This is a genomic window from Mesorhizobium sp. WSM3862, from assembly GCF_002294985.1.
Classification (GTDB): Bacteria; Pseudomonadota; Alphaproteobacteria; order Rhizobiales; family Rhizobiaceae; genus Mesorhizobium.
The window spans coordinates 454,595-472,265 of record NZ_NSGE01000002.1 but is presented as its reverse complement, the minus strand read 5'-3'; the positions used below and the strand labels follow the sequence as shown (position 1 = coordinate 472,265).

Annotated in this window: 16 protein-coding genes and 1 pseudogene; 5 read left to right on the top strand and 12 right to left on the bottom strand. The window is 64.8% G+C overall.

Annotated features, from left to right (window positions below):
* Position 1: 1 nt before the first annotated feature.
* The 6 genes from eutA to CK224_RS06545 all read right to left on the bottom strand — a co-directional run bounded on the left by eutA (position 2) and on the right by CK224_RS06545 (position 5,565).
* Complete coding sequence (gene eutA, locus CK224_RS06570) at positions 2-778, bottom strand: ectoine utilization protein EutA (protein WP_095781459.1); 777 nt, start codon at positions 776-778, stop codon at positions 2-4.
* Positions 779-783: 5 nt separating this feature from the next.
* The gene (ehuD, locus tag CK224_RS06565; RefSeq protein ID WP_095781458.1) at positions 784-1,443 is read right to left on the bottom strand and encodes an ectoine/hydroxyectoine ABC transporter permease subunit EhuD; all 660 of its coding nucleotides are present in this window, start codon (positions 1,441-1,443) and stop codon (positions 784-786) included.
* Positions 1,444-1,459: 16 nt separating this feature from the next.
* Positions 1,460-2,119: an ectoine/hydroxyectoine ABC transporter permease subunit EhuC gene (gene ehuC, locus CK224_RS06560; RefSeq protein ID WP_095781183.1), complete on the bottom strand. Its 660-nt coding sequence runs from the start codon at positions 2,117-2,119 to the stop codon at positions 1,460-1,462.
* A 183-nt stretch (positions 2,120-2,302) separates the two neighbouring features.
* Positions 2,303-3,103 carry an ectoine/hydroxyectoine ABC transporter substrate-binding protein EhuB gene (gene ehuB, locus CK224_RS06555; RefSeq protein ID WP_245299776.1) on the bottom strand — a complete coding sequence of 267 codons (801 nt, stop codon included), beginning with the start codon at positions 3,101-3,103 and terminating at the stop codon, positions 2,303-2,305.
* A 154-nt stretch (positions 3,104-3,257) separates the two neighbouring features.
* Positions 3,258-4,043 carry an ectoine/hydroxyectoine ABC transporter ATP-binding protein EhuA gene (ehuA, locus tag CK224_RS06550; protein WP_067326178.1) on the bottom strand — a complete coding sequence of 262 codons (786 nt, stop codon included), beginning with the start codon at positions 4,041-4,043 and terminating at the stop codon, positions 3,258-3,260.
* Between the two features lie 136 nt (positions 4,044-4,179).
* Entirely contained in the window at positions 4,180-5,565 is a 1,386-nt protein-coding gene (locus tag CK224_RS06545; RefSeq protein WP_095781182.1) for a PLP-dependent aminotransferase family protein, read from the bottom strand.
* Between the two features lie 81 nt (positions 5,566-5,646).
* On the opposite strand from CK224_RS06545, the gene CK224_RS06540 reads away from it, so the two are divergent.
* The 4 genes from CK224_RS06540 to CK224_RS06525 all read left to right on the top strand — a co-directional run bounded on the left by CK224_RS06540 (position 5,647) and on the right by CK224_RS06525 (position 10,341).
* Positions 5,647-6,132: an Lrp/AsnC family transcriptional regulator gene (locus tag CK224_RS06540; protein ID WP_095781181.1), complete on the top strand. Its 486-nt coding sequence runs from the start codon at positions 5,647-5,649 to the stop codon at positions 6,130-6,132.
* Positions 6,133-6,260: 128 nt separating this feature from the next.
* Positions 6,261-7,754: an NAD-dependent succinate-semialdehyde dehydrogenase gene (locus CK224_RS06535; RefSeq protein WP_095781180.1), complete on the top strand. Its 1,494-nt coding sequence runs from the start codon at positions 6,261-6,263 to the stop codon at positions 7,752-7,754.
* Between the two features lie 36 nt (positions 7,755-7,790).
* Positions 7,791-9,170 carry an aspartate aminotransferase family protein gene (locus CK224_RS06530; protein ID WP_095781179.1) on the top strand — a complete coding sequence of 460 codons (1,380 nt, stop codon included), beginning with the start codon at positions 7,791-7,793 and terminating at the stop codon, positions 9,168-9,170.
* A gap of 67 nt (positions 9,171-9,237) precedes the next feature.
* Complete coding sequence (locus CK224_RS06525) at positions 9,238-10,341, top strand: alcohol dehydrogenase family protein (RefSeq protein WP_095781457.1); 1,104 nt, start codon at positions 9,238-9,240, stop codon at positions 10,339-10,341.
* 37 nt (positions 10,342-10,378) lie between these two features.
* Here the strand turns inward: CK224_RS06525 and CK224_RS06520 are convergent, their stop codons facing one another.
* The 3 genes and pseudogenes from CK224_RS06520 to CK224_RS06510 all read right to left on the bottom strand — a co-directional run bounded on the left by CK224_RS06520 (position 10,379) and on the right by CK224_RS06510 (position 12,640).
* Positions 10,379-11,140 (bottom strand): SDR family NAD(P)-dependent oxidoreductase, encoded by a 762-nt coding sequence (locus CK224_RS06520; RefSeq protein ID WP_095781178.1) that lies wholly within the window; start codon positions 11,138-11,140, stop codon positions 10,379-10,381.
* Between the two features lie 34 nt (positions 11,141-11,174).
* Complete coding sequence (locus CK224_RS06515; protein WP_095781177.1) at positions 11,175-11,945, bottom strand: SDR family oxidoreductase; 771 nt, start codon at positions 11,943-11,945, stop codon at positions 11,175-11,177.
* Positions 11,946-12,077: 132 nt separating this feature from the next.
* A pseudogene (locus CK224_RS06510) lies at positions 12,078-12,640 on the bottom strand (hypothetical protein).
* Positions 12,641-13,236: 596 nt separating this feature from the next.
* Between CK224_RS06510 and CK224_RS06505 the strand changes: the two are divergent.
* Positions 13,237-14,103: a hypothetical protein gene (locus CK224_RS06505; RefSeq protein WP_095777194.1), complete on the top strand. Its 867-nt coding sequence runs from the start codon at positions 13,237-13,239 to the stop codon at positions 14,101-14,103.
* Positions 14,104-14,292: 189 nt separating this feature from the next.
* Here CK224_RS06505 and CK224_RS06500 read toward each other — a convergent pair whose 3' ends face one another.
* The 3 genes from CK224_RS06500 to CK224_RS06490 form a co-directional block, all read right to left on the bottom strand.
* Complete coding sequence (locus tag CK224_RS06500) at positions 14,293-15,804, bottom strand: aldehyde dehydrogenase family protein (RefSeq protein WP_095781176.1); 1,512 nt, start codon at positions 15,802-15,804, stop codon at positions 14,293-14,295.
* A gap of 183 nt (positions 15,805-15,987) precedes the next feature.
* Complete coding sequence (locus CK224_RS06495) at positions 15,988-17,262, bottom strand: RNA polymerase sigma factor (RefSeq protein ID WP_095781175.1); 1,275 nt, start codon at positions 17,260-17,262, stop codon at positions 15,988-15,990.
* Positions 17,259-17,633 carry a YciI family protein gene (locus CK224_RS06490; protein ID WP_095781174.1) on the bottom strand — a complete coding sequence of 125 codons (375 nt, stop codon included), beginning with the start codon at positions 17,631-17,633 and terminating at the stop codon, positions 17,259-17,261. Before CK224_RS06490 ends, CK224_RS06495 begins: the two co-directional genes overlap by 4 nt.
* Positions 17,634-17,671 lie beyond the last annotated feature (38 nt).

Sequence of the window (17,671 nt, the reverse complement as noted above, 5' to 3'; positions counted from 1 at the left end):
CTCACCGGGCCAATGGCTTCGTCATCAGCCGGCCGAACTGCGGCCGCGCCGTGTCGTCGCCGCAAAGCCGCAGGCAGTTCCAGGCGCTCGCCTGGTTGCTGGTGACGACCGGGCGGCCGATTGCCTCCTCCATGCCTGGAACGGCGAGCGCCGCGCGTAGCGCGGTGCATGAAACGAACAGCGCATCTGCCTGCGCATGCGTCGCCTTGCGCGCCAGATCGACGAGCGAGGTAGGCTCGATGCGTGCCATCTCCCGATCGTCCTCGAAGCCGAGGCAGGTGACGCTCTCGATGTCGAAGCCGTGCGCGGCGAAATAGGCGGCCATCGGCCGGCTGGTCTCGACAGTGTAAGGGGTGAGAATGCTGATCCGCTTCACGCCAAAAGCGTTGAGGCCGCGCACGCCGGCCACGGGCGGCGTGACCACGGGAACATTCGGCTTGGCCGCCTGGATCGCCTGCTCGATCTCGGCGTCGCCGATCACCACGGAAGCAGACGTGCAGGAATAGCAGACGGCATCGAGTGTCTCGTCCGGCAAGATCAGTGCCGCGCCCTTCGAAAGCGAGGGCTGCATCTTGCGCAGATTGTCCGGCGTCGTCGGATTGGCGTAGGGGATGCGTGCGACATAGACGCCGATCCGCTCGCTCGCCACTATGCGGCGGAAGTCGACCTCGCTGGTATGATCGGTGGCCAAAGCAATCAGCCCGACGCGCTTTTCGAGCGGACGCGCATCGAGTGCGGGCCGGGTCGATGCCAGCTCGATTTCGGGCAGCGGTTTCACGACTTTCATCTCTCGATCCTGCCGTAACGACGCTCCAGCCAACGCAACAGCACGACGGAGCAGAGGCTGATGACGAGGAAGAAGGCGCCGACCAGCGTCATCGGCTCGATGTAGCGGTAATAGGTATTGGCGACGCTCTTGGCTTGGTTCATCAGCTCCAGCACGGTGATCGCCGAAAGCAGCGGTGTCTCCTTGAACATGGCGATGAAGTAGTTGGCCAAGGCCGGGATCATCGGCGGGATCGCCTGCGGCAGGATGACATGCGTCCAGGTGTGGCGCCCGTTAAGATTGCAGGCCTTGGCGGCCTCCCACTGGCCGCGCGGCACATTGTCGATGCCGGCTCGATAGACCTCGGCCGTATAGGTGCCGTAGTGCAGTCCAAGCCCGATGACGCCCGCCACCAAGGGCGGCAGCAGGATGCCGATATCGGGCAGCACGTAGAAGATGAAATAGAGCTGCACCAGAAGCGGCGTGCCGCGGATGAATTCGGCGAACCAGCCGACGTTGCGCGACACCGTGCGGTTAGGCGAGCGCCGCGCCAGCGCGATCGCCAGACCGACGATACCGGCCAGGATCGAGCCGAGCACGGTCGCCAAGATCGTGATCTTCACCCCCTGGATCAGGGTCGGCATGATCTCCCAGACAAAGTTCCAATCCCATTCCATCAGCGGGCCCATTCCATCAGACACGCACTCCGTCGAGACCGCGCGCCATGCGGCGCTCCAGCGAGCGCACGCCCCAGGAGATGATCAGTGCGAGCGCGAAATAGATGACGAGAACGGAGACGAAGGGCATCAGCGTGCTGCCGGTCTGCGAGCGAACCACCTGCGCCTGGAAGGTGAGATCGGCAAGCGAGATCAGCGATACGACCGAGGTCGCCTTGAGCAGCTCGATCGCGTTGTTGCCGAAGGTTGGCAGCATGATGAGCAGCGCCTGCGGCAGGATGACGTGGCGCATGCCTTGCCAGCGGCCGAGATTAAGCGCGGTGCAGGCCTCATATTGCTCACGGCCGATCGACAGGATGGCGCCGCGCACAACTTCCGCCGCATAGGCCCCGACATTGAGCCCCAGCGCCAGCACGCCGGCCTGCAAAGGCGTCAGCGACAGACCGGCGAAGGGCAGCACGAAATAGGCCCAGAACAGCTGCACGAAGATCGAGGTGCCGCGGAAGAACTCGATATAGGTCGTGGCAATCGCGCGCACGATGAAGAAGCGCGACACACGTCCCATGCCGGCGAGAAAGGCCATGACGAGCGCAAGCACCGACCCCATCAGCGTCAGCTCGATGGTGACAAGCGCTCCCTGCAATATCAGGCCGAGATAGCCGGACCACTGGGTCATTGAGTTTCAAATTTTCCTAACGTTTGCAGTCGTTGCGAGAGGCTGCGACAGCCTTGTCCCCGCCCACGGGAGAAGATGCCGTCAGGCAGATGAGGGGCAGCGCTGACCTTGAAATGCTGGCGCGCCGCCCCTCATCCGGCTCTTCGAGCGACCTTCTCGCCGCGCAAGCGGGAAGAAGGGAGATTACTTCGCCACGCAGAGCTTCTCGCGCGTCGTCGACATCGCCGCCTTGGCCGAGAAGCCGTAGGGCTCGATGATCTTGGCGAACTCGCCGGACTTCTTCATCTTGGCGAGCTCGACGTCATAGGCATCGCGCAGCGCCTCGTCGCCCTTCTTGAAGGCGGCGCCGTCGCAATAGACCGGCGCGCCCTGCACCGGCGCGATCACTTCGAGGTTCGGATCGTTGGCCTTCTTGATGAGGTCGTTGATCGACAGTACGGGCAGCGAATAGGCGTCGATGCGGCCGTCCTGGACCATCTTCAGACCGCTCTGGCCGTCCGGCACGACGATGACGCGGTCGCGCGGCACGCCGGCATTGAGCGCCAGCTTCTCCTCGGTGCCGCCGCCCGGCGCGCCGATAGTGGCCGACGTGTCCTTGGCGACGTCCTCATAGCTCTTGAAGCCCTTGGGGTTGCCCTTCTTCACCAGCATCGCTTCCGCATCGCACAGCACCGGCTCGGAATAGGCGACAGCCGCGCAGCGCTCGGGCTTCATGAACAGGCCGGCGGTGACGACATCGAAGCGGCCGGCCTGCAGACCGGGGATCATGGCGCCATATTCGGAGATGGAGGCGACGATATCGTTGACGCCGAGGCGCTTGAAGATCTCGCGCGCTACGTCGGGTGCGGCGCCCGAGACCTTGCCGTCCGCGGCGACCGCGGTGTAGGGCGGCTCGTTGGCAATGGCGACGCGGGCGAAGCCCTGCTGCTTGAGCTGCTCGAGCTTTGCGTCGTCTGCTGAACGCGCGCCGGAGGCGAGCAGCATGGTGCTTACGGCGAGACCGGCGACGCCAGCCAGGATGCCAAGTTTCTTCATCGTTCCCAACTCCTTGTTTCTCTTCTTGGTTCGCTCGGTTCGGATGGCGTACTTGCCACCCGTTTCTGGCTTTCGGGACGGCTTCGCCGCCCTGGCATGGCGGTCAGACGCGATGTCCGGCCGCGATGATCTTCTTCAGGAAGCCCTGCGTGCGTTCCTGCTTGGGATGGCGGAAAATCTCATCGGGCTTGCCCTCCTCGACGATCCTGCCGCGATCGAAGAACAGCACGCGATCGGCGAAGTCGTGGGCAAAGCCCATCTCATGAGTGACGAGCAGCATCGTCATGTCGGTTTCGGCGGCCAGCTTACGCATGACGTTGAGCACCTCCTCGACCAACTCGGGGTCGAGCGCCGAGGTGACCTCGTCGAACAGCATGATCTTGGGCGACAGCGCCAGCGCGCGGGCGATCGCGACGCGCTGCTTCTGGCCGCCGGAAAGCTGTGCCGGCATGCTCTTCGCCTTATCGGCGAGGCCCACCATGTCGAGCAGCTCCATCGCCCGTTTTTCGGCGGCGGCTCGCGCCACGCCCTTGGTCAGCATGGGTGCCAGCGTGACGTTGTCCATGACGCATTTGTGCGGGAACAGATTGAAAAGCTGGAAGACCATGCCGATCTTCTGGCGCATCTTGGCCAGGTGCCGCTCGTCAGCCGGCACCAGCTGGCCGTTGCGCTCCATATGATAGAGCTGCTCGCCGTCGATCTGGATATGGCCGCCGTCGATCTTTTCCAGCGTCATCAGGATGCGCAGGATCGTCGTCTTGCCCGATCCGGATGGGCCGATCAGCGCCAGCTTCTCGCCTGGCATGACCTGCATCGACAGGCCGTCCAGCACCTTGAAGGCGCCGAAGCTCTTCGAAATGGCGTCGACCTTGATGATGGGCGCGGGCAATCCATTTCCCCGTTCTAAAGCGGCCTATGGTCCTAACGATGCGAAACGCGCTAAATCATGTCAATTAGGAAAATAATATCATGACAATTTTTCGAGCGCTGCACAATTTCGGGGCAATTGGCGCTCCGCATTTGCATCAAATGGCGAGCAGAAGATGCTCCGGATCGCCCAGCAGGAGCTTGGCGACAACGCTCAAGCCCGCGCGCAGTTCCCCTTCGGTGGTCGAGCCGAGCGAGATGCGCACGGCCGGGTGCCACGGCGTGTCGGCGATGCGGAACGACGTGCCCGGGGCAATCGCCACGCCGCGCAGGCGCGCCTGCGCAACGAAGCTTTCCTCGGCGCGGTCGCCCGGCAATTCGAGCCACAGATGCAGCCCGTCGCGATGGGAGCGATAGTCGACACCGGCCAGCATTTCGGCTGCGATTTCCTGCCGGCGTCTCAGCGCCCCGCGCTGCCAGTTGACCAACTCAAAAGCCGTGCCGTCGTTCACCCACCGCGTCGCGATTTCCGCCACCATTGGCGTCGCCATCCAGTTCGAGACGAGATGGCGGTTGGCGACGGCCGCGACATAGCGGTCGGGCACCGCGAGATAGCCGATGCGCAGGCCGGGCACGGTGATCTTGGTGAAGGAGGTGACGTAGAGCGTCCGCTCGGGCGCGAAGGCGGCAACCGCCGGAGGCCGGCCTTCGACGAGCGGCCCGAGCACGTCGTTCTCGATGATGGCGATGTCATGTTTGCGCGCGACCGCGGCGATCTGCTCGCGCCGGCTGGCGTCCATCAAGCTCGCCGTCGGGTTGATGACCGAAGGCTGGACGAAAACGGCGCGAATGTCGGAGAGACGGCAGGCCTCGTCCAACGCTTCCGGGATCAGGCCGTTGCCGTCGATCGGCAGGCCTTCGAGGTTGAAGCCGAGATAGCGGGCGAGCGGCACCAGCGTGTGGTGGCCGATCGCCTCGGTGGCGACCGTCGAACCGGGCGGTGCGACGCTCATCAGCGCTACCGTCATGCCGGCGGTGGCACCGTTGGTGAGGCTGATGTTCTGCGGTGAGGCGTCGAGGCCGCAGAGCTTCAGCCATTCGACCGCCACCGTGCGATGACGCGGGAACACCATGTTCGGCCGGAACGACAGCGCCGAACTCGACGGCAGGTTCTCGGCCAGCCACCCCAACGCATGCTTTAGCTTCTCCAGATGCATCGGCTCGCAGACCGGCTTCAGGATCGAGAGGTCGATGACCTCGCCCAACCGTTCCGGGAGGTAGGGCGGCTCCGGCTCCCGGCGCTGCGTCTGCACGAAGCTGCCGCGCCCGACCTCGCCGGCAATCAGACCGCGGCGGATCAGTTCCTCATAGGCGCGGCTGACCGTCTGGACCGAAAGTTTCAGGTCGTCGGCAAGCCGCCGGTGCGTCGGCAGTCGCGCGCCATTGGCGAGCTTTCCATCATGGATGGCGCGCGCGAACTGATCGGCCAGCGAGAGGTAGGCCGGGCGGCGGATGAGCGCAGGATCTGGCTGCCATAATGTCATGACTTTATTAGAGATCGAAATCAGTGCAATTGACAATCGAAATAATGCATCGTCATGGTGTCCGGAACAAAAAGGCGGAGCATGGCGGCAGCGAAACTCGATCCGATCGACCTCAAGATCCTCGACGCCATCCAGCGCGACGGGCGCATCACCAAGCTGGCGCTGGCCGAGAAGGTCGGCCTGTCGCCGACGCCTTGCTGGATGCGGCTGCGCAAGCTGGAGAAGGCCGGCATCGTCTCGGGCTACCACGCCGCAATCGCCATGCGCGCGATCGCGCCGGTGGCGACCGTGCTGATGGAGGTGACATTGGCCAGCCACCGGCAAGCCGATTTCGACCGTTTCGAGCGGGTCATCCGCGACGTGCCCGAGATCGTCGCCTGCTGGTCGGTCGGCGGCGGCGTCGACTATGTGCTGAAAGTGATGGCGCGGGACATCGACGCCTATCAGCGGCTGGTCGACGCCCTTCTGGAACGCGAGATCGGCATCGACCGCTACTTCACCTACATCGTCACCAAGACGGTGAAGGAGGAGTCCGTGGTGCCTGTCGCCGACCTGTTGCCAGGCTGAAGCCGGAGAGATCGTCTGGCGCGGCGGGCGATGGGAGACAATCTCTCTCCTGGCGGCTGCCGAAAAAGCCTCTCTGTCTCGGTCGCGCGGCTAATCTCTCCGCATCGACTGGCACCGGGAGACAAACGATGTCCGCGCATTTTGCACGCCCACACCGCCACGAAGCACTGGATCGTCTCGCCGATCGCCGGCTGCTGCGCGATCTCGGCTATATCGGGGGACATTGGACGGCCGGCGACTCGGCCGCGAGCTTCGCAGTCACCGATCCGGCCACCGGCGCTACAGTCGCCTTCGTTGCCGCCCTCGGCGCAAGCCAAACGGCGGAGGCTGTCGACGCTGCAGCGCGTGCCCTGCCGGCCTGGCGCTCCGCGCTGCCGCAAGAGCGTTCCAGAATCTTGCGAAAATGGTTCGAGCTGATCGTCGCCGCCAAGGACGACCTGGCGCTGCTGATGACGCTTGAACAGGGCAAGCCGCTAAAGGAATCGCTGGGCGAGATCGACTACGCCGCCTCCTTCGTCGAGTGGTATGCCGAGGAAGCAAAGCGCCTCAATGCCGAAAGCGTCACCAGCCATCTGCCGAATGCTCAGATGACCGTTCGCCGCGAGCCGCTCGGCGTCGTCGGCGTCGTCACCCCATGGAACTTTCCGTCGGCCATGCTCACCCGCAAGGCCGCTGCGGCGCTTGCCGCCGGCTGCACCGTGGTGGCGCATCCGTCCTCGGAAACGCCGCTTTCGGCGCTGGCGCTGGCCGAACTCGGCGAGCGTGCCGGACTGCCCGCCGGCGTCTTCAACGTTGTCACCGGGGATGCGCGCACCATCGTCGGCGCGATGTGCGCTGACGCCCGGGTGCGCGCCATGAGCTTCACCGGTTCGACCGACGTCGGCCGGCTGATTGCCGCGCAGAGCGCGCCGACGATGAAGCGGCTGGTCATGGAGCTCGGCGGCCATGCGCCGCTGATCGTCTTCGGTGATGCCGATATCGAAAAGGCGGTGACGATCGCGCTCGACGCCAAATTCGCCACCTCCGGCCAGGATTGTCTTGCCGCCAACCGCATCTATGTGCAGCGCCAGATCTATGACCGCTTCTGCGTCGCCCTCGCCCGTCGCATCGAGCGTCTGCGCACCGGCAACGGGCTTTCACCCGACGCCGATATCGGCCCGCTGATGCATAAGCGCGCCGTCAAGAAGGTGGAGGAGCAGGTCGCAGACGCGCAGGCTCGCGGCGCGCGCTGCCTCATCGGCGGCAAGCGCCATGCGGCCGGGCCGCTGTTCTATCAGCCAACGCTGCTCGTCGATGTGCCGGACGAGGCGCTGATCATGCATGAGGAAACCTTCGGCCCGGTCGCCGCCGTCACCCCGTTCGACGAGGAAGCGGAAGTCGTCGCCCGCGCCAACGCTACCGAATATGGCCTCGTCGCCTATGTCGTGACCGAGAACGGCGCGCGCCAGGCGCGCATGGGTCGCGCGCTGGAATACGGTATGGTCGCGATCAACCGGGTGAAGATCACCGGCGCGCCGATCCCGTTCGGCGGCGTCAAGCAGTCCGGCATCGGCCGCGAAGGCTCGCGCCATGGCCTCGAAGCCTTCACCGATCTGAAATACCTTTGTCTGGACGTCGCCTAGCGCACGCCGGAAGAATTCCCTGCAAGGAGAAAAAAGATGCTCGAACAGTCCAACGAACTTTCGGCCTGGGATCGCGACCACTTCTTCCATCCCTCGACGCATATGGGCACGCATGCGCGGGGCGAGTCCCCGGCACGCATCATGGCCGGCGGCGAAGGCGTCACCGTCTGGGACAACACCGGCAAGAAGAGCATCGATGCCTTTGCCGGGCTCTATTGCGTCAATGTCGGCTATGGCCGCCAGAAGATCGCCGATGCCATTGCCGATCAGGCCAAGAACCTAGCTTATTACCACGCCTATGTCGGGCACGGCACCGAGGCCTCGATTACGCTCGCCAAGATGATCATCGACCGCGCGCCGAAGGGCATGTCGAGGGTCTATTTCGGCCTCTCCGGCTCCGACGCCAACGAGACCAACATCAAGCTGATCTGGTATTACAACAACGTTCTCGGCCGGCCGGAGAAGAAGAAGATCATCTCGCGCTGGCGCGGCTATCACGGCTCCGGCGTCATGACCGGATCGCTGACCGGGCTCGACCTGTTTCACAACGCCTTCGACCTGCCGCGCGCGCCGATCATGCACACCGAGGCACCCTATTATTTCCGCCGCACCGACCGCTCGATGAGCGAGGAGCAGTTTTCGCAATATTGCGCCGACAAGCTCGAGGAGATGATCCTTGCCGAGGGCCCGGAGACGGTCGCGGCCTTTATCGGCGAGCCGATCCTCGGCACCGGCGGCATCGTGCCGCCGCCCGCCGGCTATTGGGAAAAGATCCAGGCGGTGCTGAACAAATACGACGTGCTGCTTGTCGCCGACGAGGTGGTGACCGGCTTCGGCCGTCTCGGCACCATGTTCGGCTCCGACCATTACGGCATCAAGCCGAACCTGATCACCATCGCGAAGGGCCTGACGTCTGCCTATGCGCCGCTTTCCGGCGTCATCGTCTCCGACAAGGTCTGGCAGGTGCTGGTCAGGGGTTCCGACAAGCTGGGCTCGCTGGGCCACGGCTGGACCTATTCGGCGCATCCCATCTGCGTCGCCGCGGGCGTCGCCAATCTCGAACTTATCGACGAGATGGATCTGGTCAGGAATGCCGGCGAGACCGGCGCTTATTTCCGCGCCGAGCTGGCCAAGGCCGTCGGCGGCCACAGAAACGTCGGCGAGGTCCGCGGCGACGGCATGCTTGCTGCGGTCGAGTTCGTCAGGGATCGCGACGATCGCGTCTTCTTCGATCCGGCGCTCAAAGTGGGCCCGCAGATCGCCACGACGCTCGCGGCAAGCGGCGTCATCGGCCGCGCCATGCCGCAGGGTGACATCCTCGGCTTCGCGCCGCCGCTTTGCCTGACGCGCGAGGAGGCCGACACCATCATCGCCAAGACCGCTGACGCCGTGAACAGCGTGTTCACCAGCCTCTGAAGCAATCCAGGAAAGGTGTGAACGGTTTTCCCACCGGAATTGCGTGAAAGCAAAGGAACAGACCGACATGAATGCCATGACCAGAACCGTCCCGGCCACGATGGCCGCGGTGCAGCTCACCGGCCACGGCGGCCTGGAAAAACTCGTCTACCGCACCGATGTGAAGGTGCCGTCGCCGGCTGCCGGCGAGGTGCTGGTCAAGGTCAGCGCCTGCGGCATGAACAACACCGACGTGTGGGTGCGCCAGGGCGCCTACGGCACGGAAGAAGATGCCGCTGCCGTGTCGACCTGGCGCCGGCAAGGCAACACGCTGACCTTTCCGCGCATCCAGGGCACCGATACGGTCGGCACCATCGTCGCCGTCGGTGACGGCGTACCCGCCGAGCGCATCGGCGAACGCGTCATGGTCGACTTCTCCATCTACAACCGTGACGACGATTCGCTCGCCGACATCGACTATATGGGCCACGGCCGTGACGGCGGTTATGCCGAATACCAGGCGCTGCCGGCCGAGAACGCGCATGTGGTCGATACCGATTTGAGCGATGTCGAGCTCGCCACCTTCTGCTGCGCCTATCTCACCGGCGAGCAGATGCTGGAACGTGCAGGCTTGAAGGCCGGCGAACGGGTGCTGGTCACCGGCGCCTCCGGCGGTGTCGGCTCCGGCATCGTGCAGCTGGCGCGGGCGCGGGGCGCCATTCCCTATGCCGTGGTCGGCAAGGGCAAGGAGCAAGCGGTGCTCGACATCGGCGCCGAGAAAGTGGTCACGCGCGGCGTGGCCGACCTGCCTGCCGCCGTCAACGAAGCGACCGCTGGCCAACCCATCGACGTGGTCGCCGACCTTGTCGGCGGCGCCATTTTCAATGATCTGCTGCGCATCCTGCGGCCCGAGGGACGCTACACCACCGCAGGCGCCATCGCGGGGCCGGTGGTGCAGTTGGACCTGCGCACCATGTATCTCAAGCAGCTTCAGCTGCACGGATCGAGCCAGGGCACCAGGGCCGATTTCCGCCGCATCGTGCGCTACATCGAGGAGAAGAAAATCCGCCCGCTGGTCGGCGGCGTCTACAAGCTGTCGGACTTCCACCGCGCCCAGACCGACTTCATGGCCAAGGACTTCGTCGGCAAGCTGGTGGTGGTGCCGGACGCGATTGCCGACACGAACAAGTAGCGGCCGATGGCGGCGGTCGACGGGTTGACCTTGGCGGTCAGCCCTTGCGCTCCTGAAGGGTGTTGCCGCCATCCACCACGAGGACGGCTCCGTTGACATAGCTGGCGCCGTCGGACGCCAGGAACAGCACAGCCGCGGCGACCTCCTCCGGAGTGCCGGCGCGTCCAAGCGGCGTGTTTTGCGCCGCGAGGAGTTCTTCCGGGGTCGAGGCGCCCGTCGCGATCCAGCCCGGCGCCACGGCGTTCACGGTGACGCCGCTGCGGCCGACCTCCAGCGCAAGCGCATGCGTCAGCCCGACCATGCCTGCCTTGGCGGCGGAATAAGCGGCCTCGCCTTCGTTGGAGACGTAAGGGCCGGTGACCGAGGCCATGTTCACCACGCGTCCATGACCGCGTCGGACCATGCCGGCCAGAAATGCGCGTGTGGCAAGGAATGTGGTCTTCAGGCTGACATCGATGCCGCGGTCCCAGTCGCTCTCGCTGAGATCGAGAAATCGCCGCTGCAGCGCCGGCTGGGCGACTGTTCCCATCCCGGCATTGTTGACGAGGATATCGATTTCGCCGACCTCCGAGCAGAGCCGCTCGACATCCGCTGCACGCGTCAGATCGGCCACGACCGCACGAACGTCGAGCCCCTCCGCCCGCAGCTCTTCGGCGCGCTGCTCGACGCGATGCGACGAGGCGGTGATCGCGACCGCAAGCCCGGCGTCTCCGAGCGCACGCGCCACCGCGGCGCCGATGCCGTCGGCGGCGCCCGCGCCGGTCACCAGCGCTGTGCGGGATTTGCGAAACGTGGTCATGAGCCCCCCAAGGCGATGACGCCAATGCCGCGAGTCAGTATCCGGCGCTGATGCCGAAATCGATCGAAAGCGCGGCCCCGGTGATCGGCGCCGCGCCGGGCTGGCAAAGATAATGGATGAAGGAGGCGATCTCTTCCACGCCGATGAACCGTGCTCTTTCCCCTTGCGGGTAGTGCCCAAGGAGCCGGCGCTTGTAGCCGTCCGGGTCATCTCCGCCATAGGTCCTTGCCTGATACTCGATCATCGGCGTCGCCGTGTCGCCAGGACAGACGGCGTTGACCCTAATGCCGTGCGGCGCAAGCTCCAGGGCGAGAGCCTTGGTCAGCAGCACCAGCCCGCCTTTGGAGGCGCAATAGACCGCCGCGCCGCTGTTGCCGACGATGCCCGCGTCGGAGGCGATATTGATGATAACGCCCTGCGCCGCCGACAGGTGCGGAATGGCGGCCGAGATCAGGAAGAAGGCGCCTTTGAGATTGACATCCAGCACCAGGTCCCATTGCTCTTCGCGGACCTCGCTTGCCGCTCCCTCGAGCCAGACGCCGGCGGCGTTGACGAGAATGTCCAGGCCGCCTCCCCACTCGCGCGCCTTGTCCACAACCTCCCGGCAGGCGGCGACGGAACGGACGTCGAGCGGCAGACCGATCGCGTTCGCACCGGTCGCAGCAATCTTTGACACGGCCTCGTCGAGTTTCGCGCCGGGAAGGTCGGCGAGCACGATCCGCTCACCGTCAGCCGCCAGGCGCAGTCCCGTCGCAAGACCCATTCCCCCGGCGCCGCCCGCGATCAGGACGGTTCTTCCAGCCATTCGATAACCTCCGCTGTGCGATAAACGTTGCGGCAAGACACAGTCCGGCATCCGAACCACGTCGGAGAGACATCTCGCATGCGCCAAGCCCGACAATCAATGATCACAGGACCGAAGCCATTCGCTTCGCGATCACCCCAGCTCCAGCGTCGTGATGCCGAAAACCTTCGACGGCGCATTGCCTGGTTTCCCGCCGCGGTACATGCGGGTCGTCGTGAAACCGGGGACCATGCCGACAGCCTGAAGCACGGCGGTAAAGCCGATCTGAGTGGCCGGCACGTCGATATGCAAGGCTTCGCCCGCCGTCCTTCCCGTCAGTTCCACCATCAAGCCAGAGCTGTTTCCATGTCATCCGCGAACAGCGGACCGACCTTGAAACCTTCGCGGCATCGGCGCGCCACGCCGTAGCCGGCAAGGCCGGTCGAGCCAGTGGACATCATCGCGATCCGGGGCGGCCGCAGCCATTCCCGCAGGAAGGCCTCCCGAGGCGCCGGAAAGCACTGGCGGTCATAGGCCAGGATCTCGGCTGTCTCGGCGGCCTCAACGGACCGGATTTCCCGCCCCCCGGTCAGTCCCGCCGGACGACCGCTGAAGCGGACGGTCTCATAAGCCGGCACGAACCCTTTGTGTTGGTAGTTGGCCCGCTGCTCGGCTACGCCGTCGAGGCCGACAATGCGGTCGCCGAGCCGAGCCATGCCGGCATCCCAGACCGCCTTGCCATGGCCTTCACCGCGCCGATCGGGCCGGCAGATATAGAGGCCGATGAAACCGAACTCTGCGCCACAGGCGACGGCCGAGATGCCGGCCACCATCTCGCCGCCGACGATGGCACCGACAAATCCTTCCGGATCGGCGGCCCTGAGCGCGGCGGCATCGCCGATGCCCGGATTCCATCCCTCCCCCGCCGCCCACTCGACGAGCGTTTCCACCTCGCTGGCGGTCAGCGTCCGGATCGTTCTCGGCATGGCTTCACTCGGCGCGGCAACGGATTTTAAGTCGCCAGGATAGGTCGCCGCCAGCAGGTTGCAAAGACCGGTTTTGGACGTTGCCGACCTGTCCACGCCACGAAGCCCAACCGTCGATGCTCCTTCGCCGATTCGGCGAAGAGGCCGCCCATTGAACGCTAGACCGTCGAGCGGATTGCTATCCGGGTTTTTCGAATCGATGCAAAGGGTTAGCAAGAACGCGCCCGAAACATCAGCCGTTGTTCCAATGGGCAACTGGACACGACCGTCGAAGGCGGGGAATCTTCTTTGGTCGTTGCTTCGAATTGAATGGAGTACCCGAGGAAATGCCCTTGAGCGCCGAAGAAATCGCCAGTCATCCGGCAGCTCTGCGCGGTGTCAAGGAGCAGTCGCGCGCGCTCATCCATATCTACGAAACCAGCCCGCGCCTTGCCGCCGTTTTTGCCACCCAGCAGCGCTGGCTACTCGGCCATGTCGGACTTGCGCTGCATTTCAGGCGCGACCCCGATGACCGCCGCACCGAAATGACCGTAGCGCGTTTCATCGAGGTCGTGCGCCGCAATTCAGTTGCCAGCCGCAACACCGCCGAAGCGTTCGTCAAGGAAATGCTCCATTACAACGTCGCCGAATACATTTCGTCGCGTGGCGATGGCCGAGCTCATCCCTTGCGGGTGACCGCGGCCACCATCGAGACCTTTACCGGCTGGATCCATGCCCATTTGCGAACGCTCGACCGCATCGATGGCGGAGCCCGGCTGACGACTTTCCTCGAACACCCCGATATGCTGGCCAAGCTGCAGCCATTGATCTGCGACGGATTGCTCGCATCCATTCCGGTGCGGGAACCCCAGCAAACCTTCTCGTTGTTCATCTGGCTCAACAACGGCGGCATCGTCATGGACTGGCTGATGTCGGGTATCGATCCGGAGGACGCCAGCCTCGAGAAGATTCCGACCGGCGTCATTTCGATCAGCGAATTCGCGCATTGGCTGAAACTGTCGCGCACGCATCTGGCGCGCAAGCTCCGCGACGCCGAGGCGCTCGGCAGCATCGGCTGGGTCGGGCAGCGCGGACATTCCGTCATGTGGGTGTCGCGGCAGTTCTTCGACGAGTATATGGCCGTTCAGGCAGCCAAGCTCGCCATCGTCGACGCAGCCTTCGAGGCGTGTTTTTCCGGAGCGGGCGAAGGCTGAGCGCCGCGGCGCCTGCTCCGAGCTTGCCGTGGCGGCGCGCAAAGAGACGCGCCGTTGAGCCGCTTCGACCATGACGCGGCGCTCAGAGCAATTCCAGGAAAGTGTGAAACGGTCTTCCGTCCGGAATTGTCAAATCAAAGAGATAGGGCGGTTTGCCGTTTCCGTGAAACGGTGAACCGCTCAATGTCCTCAGTCGATGTCGAACGACACGCCTTGCGCCAAAGGCAGCGCCTTGGAGAAGTTCACCGTGTTGGTGGCGCGCCGCATATAGGCCTTCCAGGCGTCCGAGCCGCTCTCGCGGCCGCCGCCGGTTTCCTTCTCGCCGCCGAATGCGCCGCCGATCTCGGCGCCCGACGTGCCGATATTGACATTGGCGATGCCGCAGTCCGAACCGTCGACGCCGAGAAAGCGCTCCGATTCCTGCAGGTCGCGTGTGAAGATCGAGGACGACAGGCCGGCGCCGACCGCATTGTGCAGGTCGAGCGCCTCCTCGAAATCGGCATATTTCATCACATAGAGGATCGGCGCGAAGGTCTCTTCCGTCACCGGCGAGACCTGCTTCGGCATTTCGACGAGCGCCGGATGCACATAGTAGGCCTCGGGATGGCCGTTCTCGAACCGCTTGCCCCCGGTCACCTTGCCGCCATGTGCTTCCGCTTCTTTCAATGCCTTCTGCATATTGTCGAAGGCGGCCTTGTCGATCAGCGGACCGACCAGCGCCGAGGTCTCCAGCGGATTGCCGACCGAAACGCTCTGATAGGCCTTCTTCAGGCGCGGCAGCAGCGCGTCATAGACACTCTCATGCACGAACAAACGCCTGAGCGTCGTGCAGCGCTGGCCGGCGGTGCCCATGGCGCCGAACGCAATGGCGCGCAGCGCCATGTCGAGATCGGCGCTCGGGCAGACGATGCCGGCATTGTTGCCGCCGAGCTCGAGCACCGCGCGTGCAAAACGCTTGGCCAGCCGCGGACCGACCTCGCGGCCCATGCGGGTCGAGCCCGTGGCCGAGACCAGCGGCACCTTCGGATGGTCGACCAGCACCTCGCCGACGGCGCGGTCGCCGATCAGCACCTGGAGCAGGCCTTCCGGCGCATCGGCGAAACGCCTGGCGGCGCGCTCGAAGATCGCCTCGCAGGCAAGCGCCGTCAGCGGCGTCTTTTCCGACGGCTTCCACACCACCGCGTCACCGCACACGAGTGCAAGTGCCGCGTTCCACGACCACACCGCGACGGGGAAGTTGAAGGCCGAGATCACGCCGACGACGCCGAGCGGATGCCAGGTTTCCATCATGCGGTGTCCAGGGCGCTCGGTGGCGATGGTCAGGCCGTAGAGCTGGCGGGAAAGACCGACCGCGAAATCGCAGATGTCGATCATCTCCTGTACTTCGCCGAGACCCTCGGACGGGATCTTGCCGACCTCGATCGACACCAGCCGGCCGAGCTCCGCCTTGTGAGCACGCAACTCCTCGCCGAGCAGGCGCACCAGTTCGCCCCGCTTCGGCCCCGGCACCAGCCGCCAGGCCTGGAAGGCATTGTGCGCGGCATCGATAGCCTTGCCGGCATCGATCGCCGAGATCGACTTCAGTGCCGCGATCTGCTCGCCCGTCACCGGGCTGCGCACGATGAGGTCGCCGCCGGAAAGCGTATCCTTGGCGACGCCAAGTTTCTCCAGAAGTGAGGCCGTTTCCTTCGCAATCGTCATGTTTGTTCCTTTTCAGATCTCGCCTTGGATATGGCGAGCGTCGAAGCCTTGCGCCACGTCTTGTCGCCGCCCTGAGGCACGACGGCGCTTTCATGGCGTGGCATTACTCGTTTCAGGGAAAAACCGCCACCCCGGGATGGTCCAACCCCGGCGCGCAAAATTGGGCCAGCAGTGAAAGTGGGATCAGCGCGCCTTCTTGGCCTGCGACGTCTCGGTGCTTTCCTTGATCAGCCGGTCGATATGCATGCGGATATGAGCGGCTTCGGCGGCGGTATTGGCTAAAGCGATCGCGCGGTCGAAGGCCACGCGCGCCTCCTCGCTGCGGCCAAGCTGCATCAGCAGGCCGCCCTTCAGGCCGAAGAAGTGGAAATAGCCTGCCAGCCGATCTTCCAGCGGCTCGATCATTGCCAGCGCCGATTCGGGGCCGCGCACCTTGCTTACCGCGACAGCGCGGTTCAGCGTCACTACCGGCGACGGCTGCATCTGCTCGAGCAAGCCGTAGAGCAGGTCGATCTCGGTCCAGTCCGTATCCTCGGGTGTTGCCGCCCGCGCATGCAATGCCGCGATCGCCGCTTGCACCTGGTATGGGCCAGGCTTGCGATGACGCAGCGCCTTGTCGACCAGGGCAAGGCCCTCGTCGATCATCTTGCGGCTCCAGAGCGACCGGTCCTGATCCTCGAGCAGCACGATCTCGCCATGCGCGTCGAAGCGCGCCGGCGCGCGCGCATGCTGGAGAAGCAGCAGCGCCGTCAGCCCCATGATCTCCGGTTCCTGCTGAAACAGCCTGAGCAGCAGCCGGGCGAGCCGGATCGCCTCCTCGCAGAGCGGCGCGCGGGCCGGCGCCTCGCCGCCATTGGTCGAATAGCCCTCGTTGAAGATCAGATAGATCATGGCCGCGACCGCCGCCAAGCGCTCGGAACGCTCGACCGCGCCTGGCGTCTCGAACGGCACGCCGGCATCGGCGATGCGCGCCTTGGCGCGGGTGATGCGCTGCTCCATGGCGCTCTCGCCGACGAGAAAGGCCCGCGCGATCTGCTTGACGGTCAGGCCGGAGACGATGCGCAACGCGACCGCGATCTGCTGCGTCGCCGGCAGATCGGGATGGCAGCAGATGAACAGGAGCCGCAGGATGTCGTCGCGATAATGCGCGCCGTCGAGCCGCTCGGCCATATCGCCTTCGGCATCCTCGATATCGGAGATCTGGTCCTCTTCCGGCATCGGCGCCTGCCTGGCGCGCTTGCGCACCGCGTCGATGCCGCTGTTGCGGCCGACGAAGATCAGCCAGGCCGCCGGATCGCGCGGCGGCCCGTTTTTCGGCCAGTTCTTCAGCGCCCTCAGGCACGCATCCTGGAAAGCTTCTTCCGCGGCGTCGAGGTCGCGGAAATAGCGCAGCAGCGCGCCCATCGCCTGCGGACGGGCGGTGCTGATCGCGTTGCTGATCCAGGCAAGCTCGGTCATGCGGGAACCTTTGTCGGATTGAAGACCGAGATCGGCCTGATCTCGTAGGAACCACCGCTCGGATTGACCTCGGAGAGTTCGCGGGCGAACTCGACGGCTTCGTCCAGGTGATTGCATTCGAGCGTGTAGAAGCCGAGGAACTGCTCCTTGGTCTCGGCGAACGGGCCGTCGAGCACCACCGATTCGCCGTTGACCTTGCGGAGCGTCGTCGCGGCTGTGGTCGGCAGCAGGCGCGCCACCGGCCCCAGCCGGCCTGCCCTGGCGTATTTGTCCTGTACGTTGAGGAGCTTTGCCATGACCTCCTCGTCCTGTTCCTTGCTCCAGGAGCAGACGACGTCTTCGGAGGCATAGCAGAGGATGGCATAAAGCATGGCGCGTCCTTTCCGTATCAAAGGACGCAACAGTAGGA

Bases quoted from the DNA above. Each gene is read 5' to 3' on its own strand.
- CK224_RS06515 (WP_095781177.1), bottom strand. From the start codon at position 11,945: ATGGCTGGAAGAACCGTCCTGATCGCGGGCGGCGCCGGGGGAATGGGT.
- CK224_RS06520 (WP_095781178.1), bottom strand. From the start codon at position 11,140: ATGACCACGTTTCGCAAATCCCGCACAGCGCTGGTGACCGGCGCGGGC.
- CK224_RS06495 (WP_095781175.1), bottom strand. From the start codon at position 17,262: ATGACCGAGCTTGCCTGGATCAGCAACGCGATCAGCACCGCCCGTCCG.
- ehuB (WP_245299776.1), bottom strand. From the start codon at position 3,103: ATGCTGCTCGCCTCCGGCGCGCGTTCAGCAGACGACGCAAAGCTCGAG.
- CK224_RS06540 (WP_095781181.1), top strand. From the start codon at position 5,647: ATGGCGGCAGCGAAACTCGATCCGATCGACCTCAAGATCCTCGACGCC.
- CK224_RS06500 (WP_095781176.1), bottom strand. From the start codon at position 15,804: ATGACGATTGCGAAGGAAACGGCCTCACTTCTGGAGAAACTTGGCGTC.
- ehuC (WP_095781183.1), bottom strand. From the start codon at position 2,119: ATGACCCAGTGGTCCGGCTATCTCGGCCTGATATTGCAGGGAGCGCTT.
- CK224_RS06505 (WP_095777194.1), top strand. From the start codon at position 13,237: ATGCCCTTGAGCGCCGAAGAAATCGCCAGTCATCCGGCAGCTCTGCGC.
- CK224_RS06535 (WP_095781180.1), top strand. From the start codon at position 6,261: ATGTCCGCGCATTTTGCACGCCCACACCGCCACGAAGCACTGGATCGT.
- CK224_RS06530 (WP_095781179.1), top strand. From the start codon at position 7,791: ATGCTCGAACAGTCCAACGAACTTTCGGCCTGGGATCGCGACCACTTC.
- ehuD (WP_095781458.1), bottom strand. From the start codon at position 1,443: ATGGAATGGGATTGGAACTTTGTCTGGGAGATCATGCCGACCCTGATC.
- CK224_RS06490 (WP_095781174.1), bottom strand. From the start codon at position 17,633: ATGCTTTATGCCATCCTCTGCTATGCCTCCGAAGACGTCGTCTGCTCC.
- CK224_RS06545 (WP_095781182.1), bottom strand. From the start codon at position 5,565: ATGACATTATGGCAGCCAGATCCTGCGCTCATCCGCCGCCCGGCCTAC.
- CK224_RS06525 (WP_095781457.1), top strand. From the start codon at position 9,238: ATGAATGCCATGACCAGAACCGTCCCGGCCACGATGGCCGCGGTGCAG.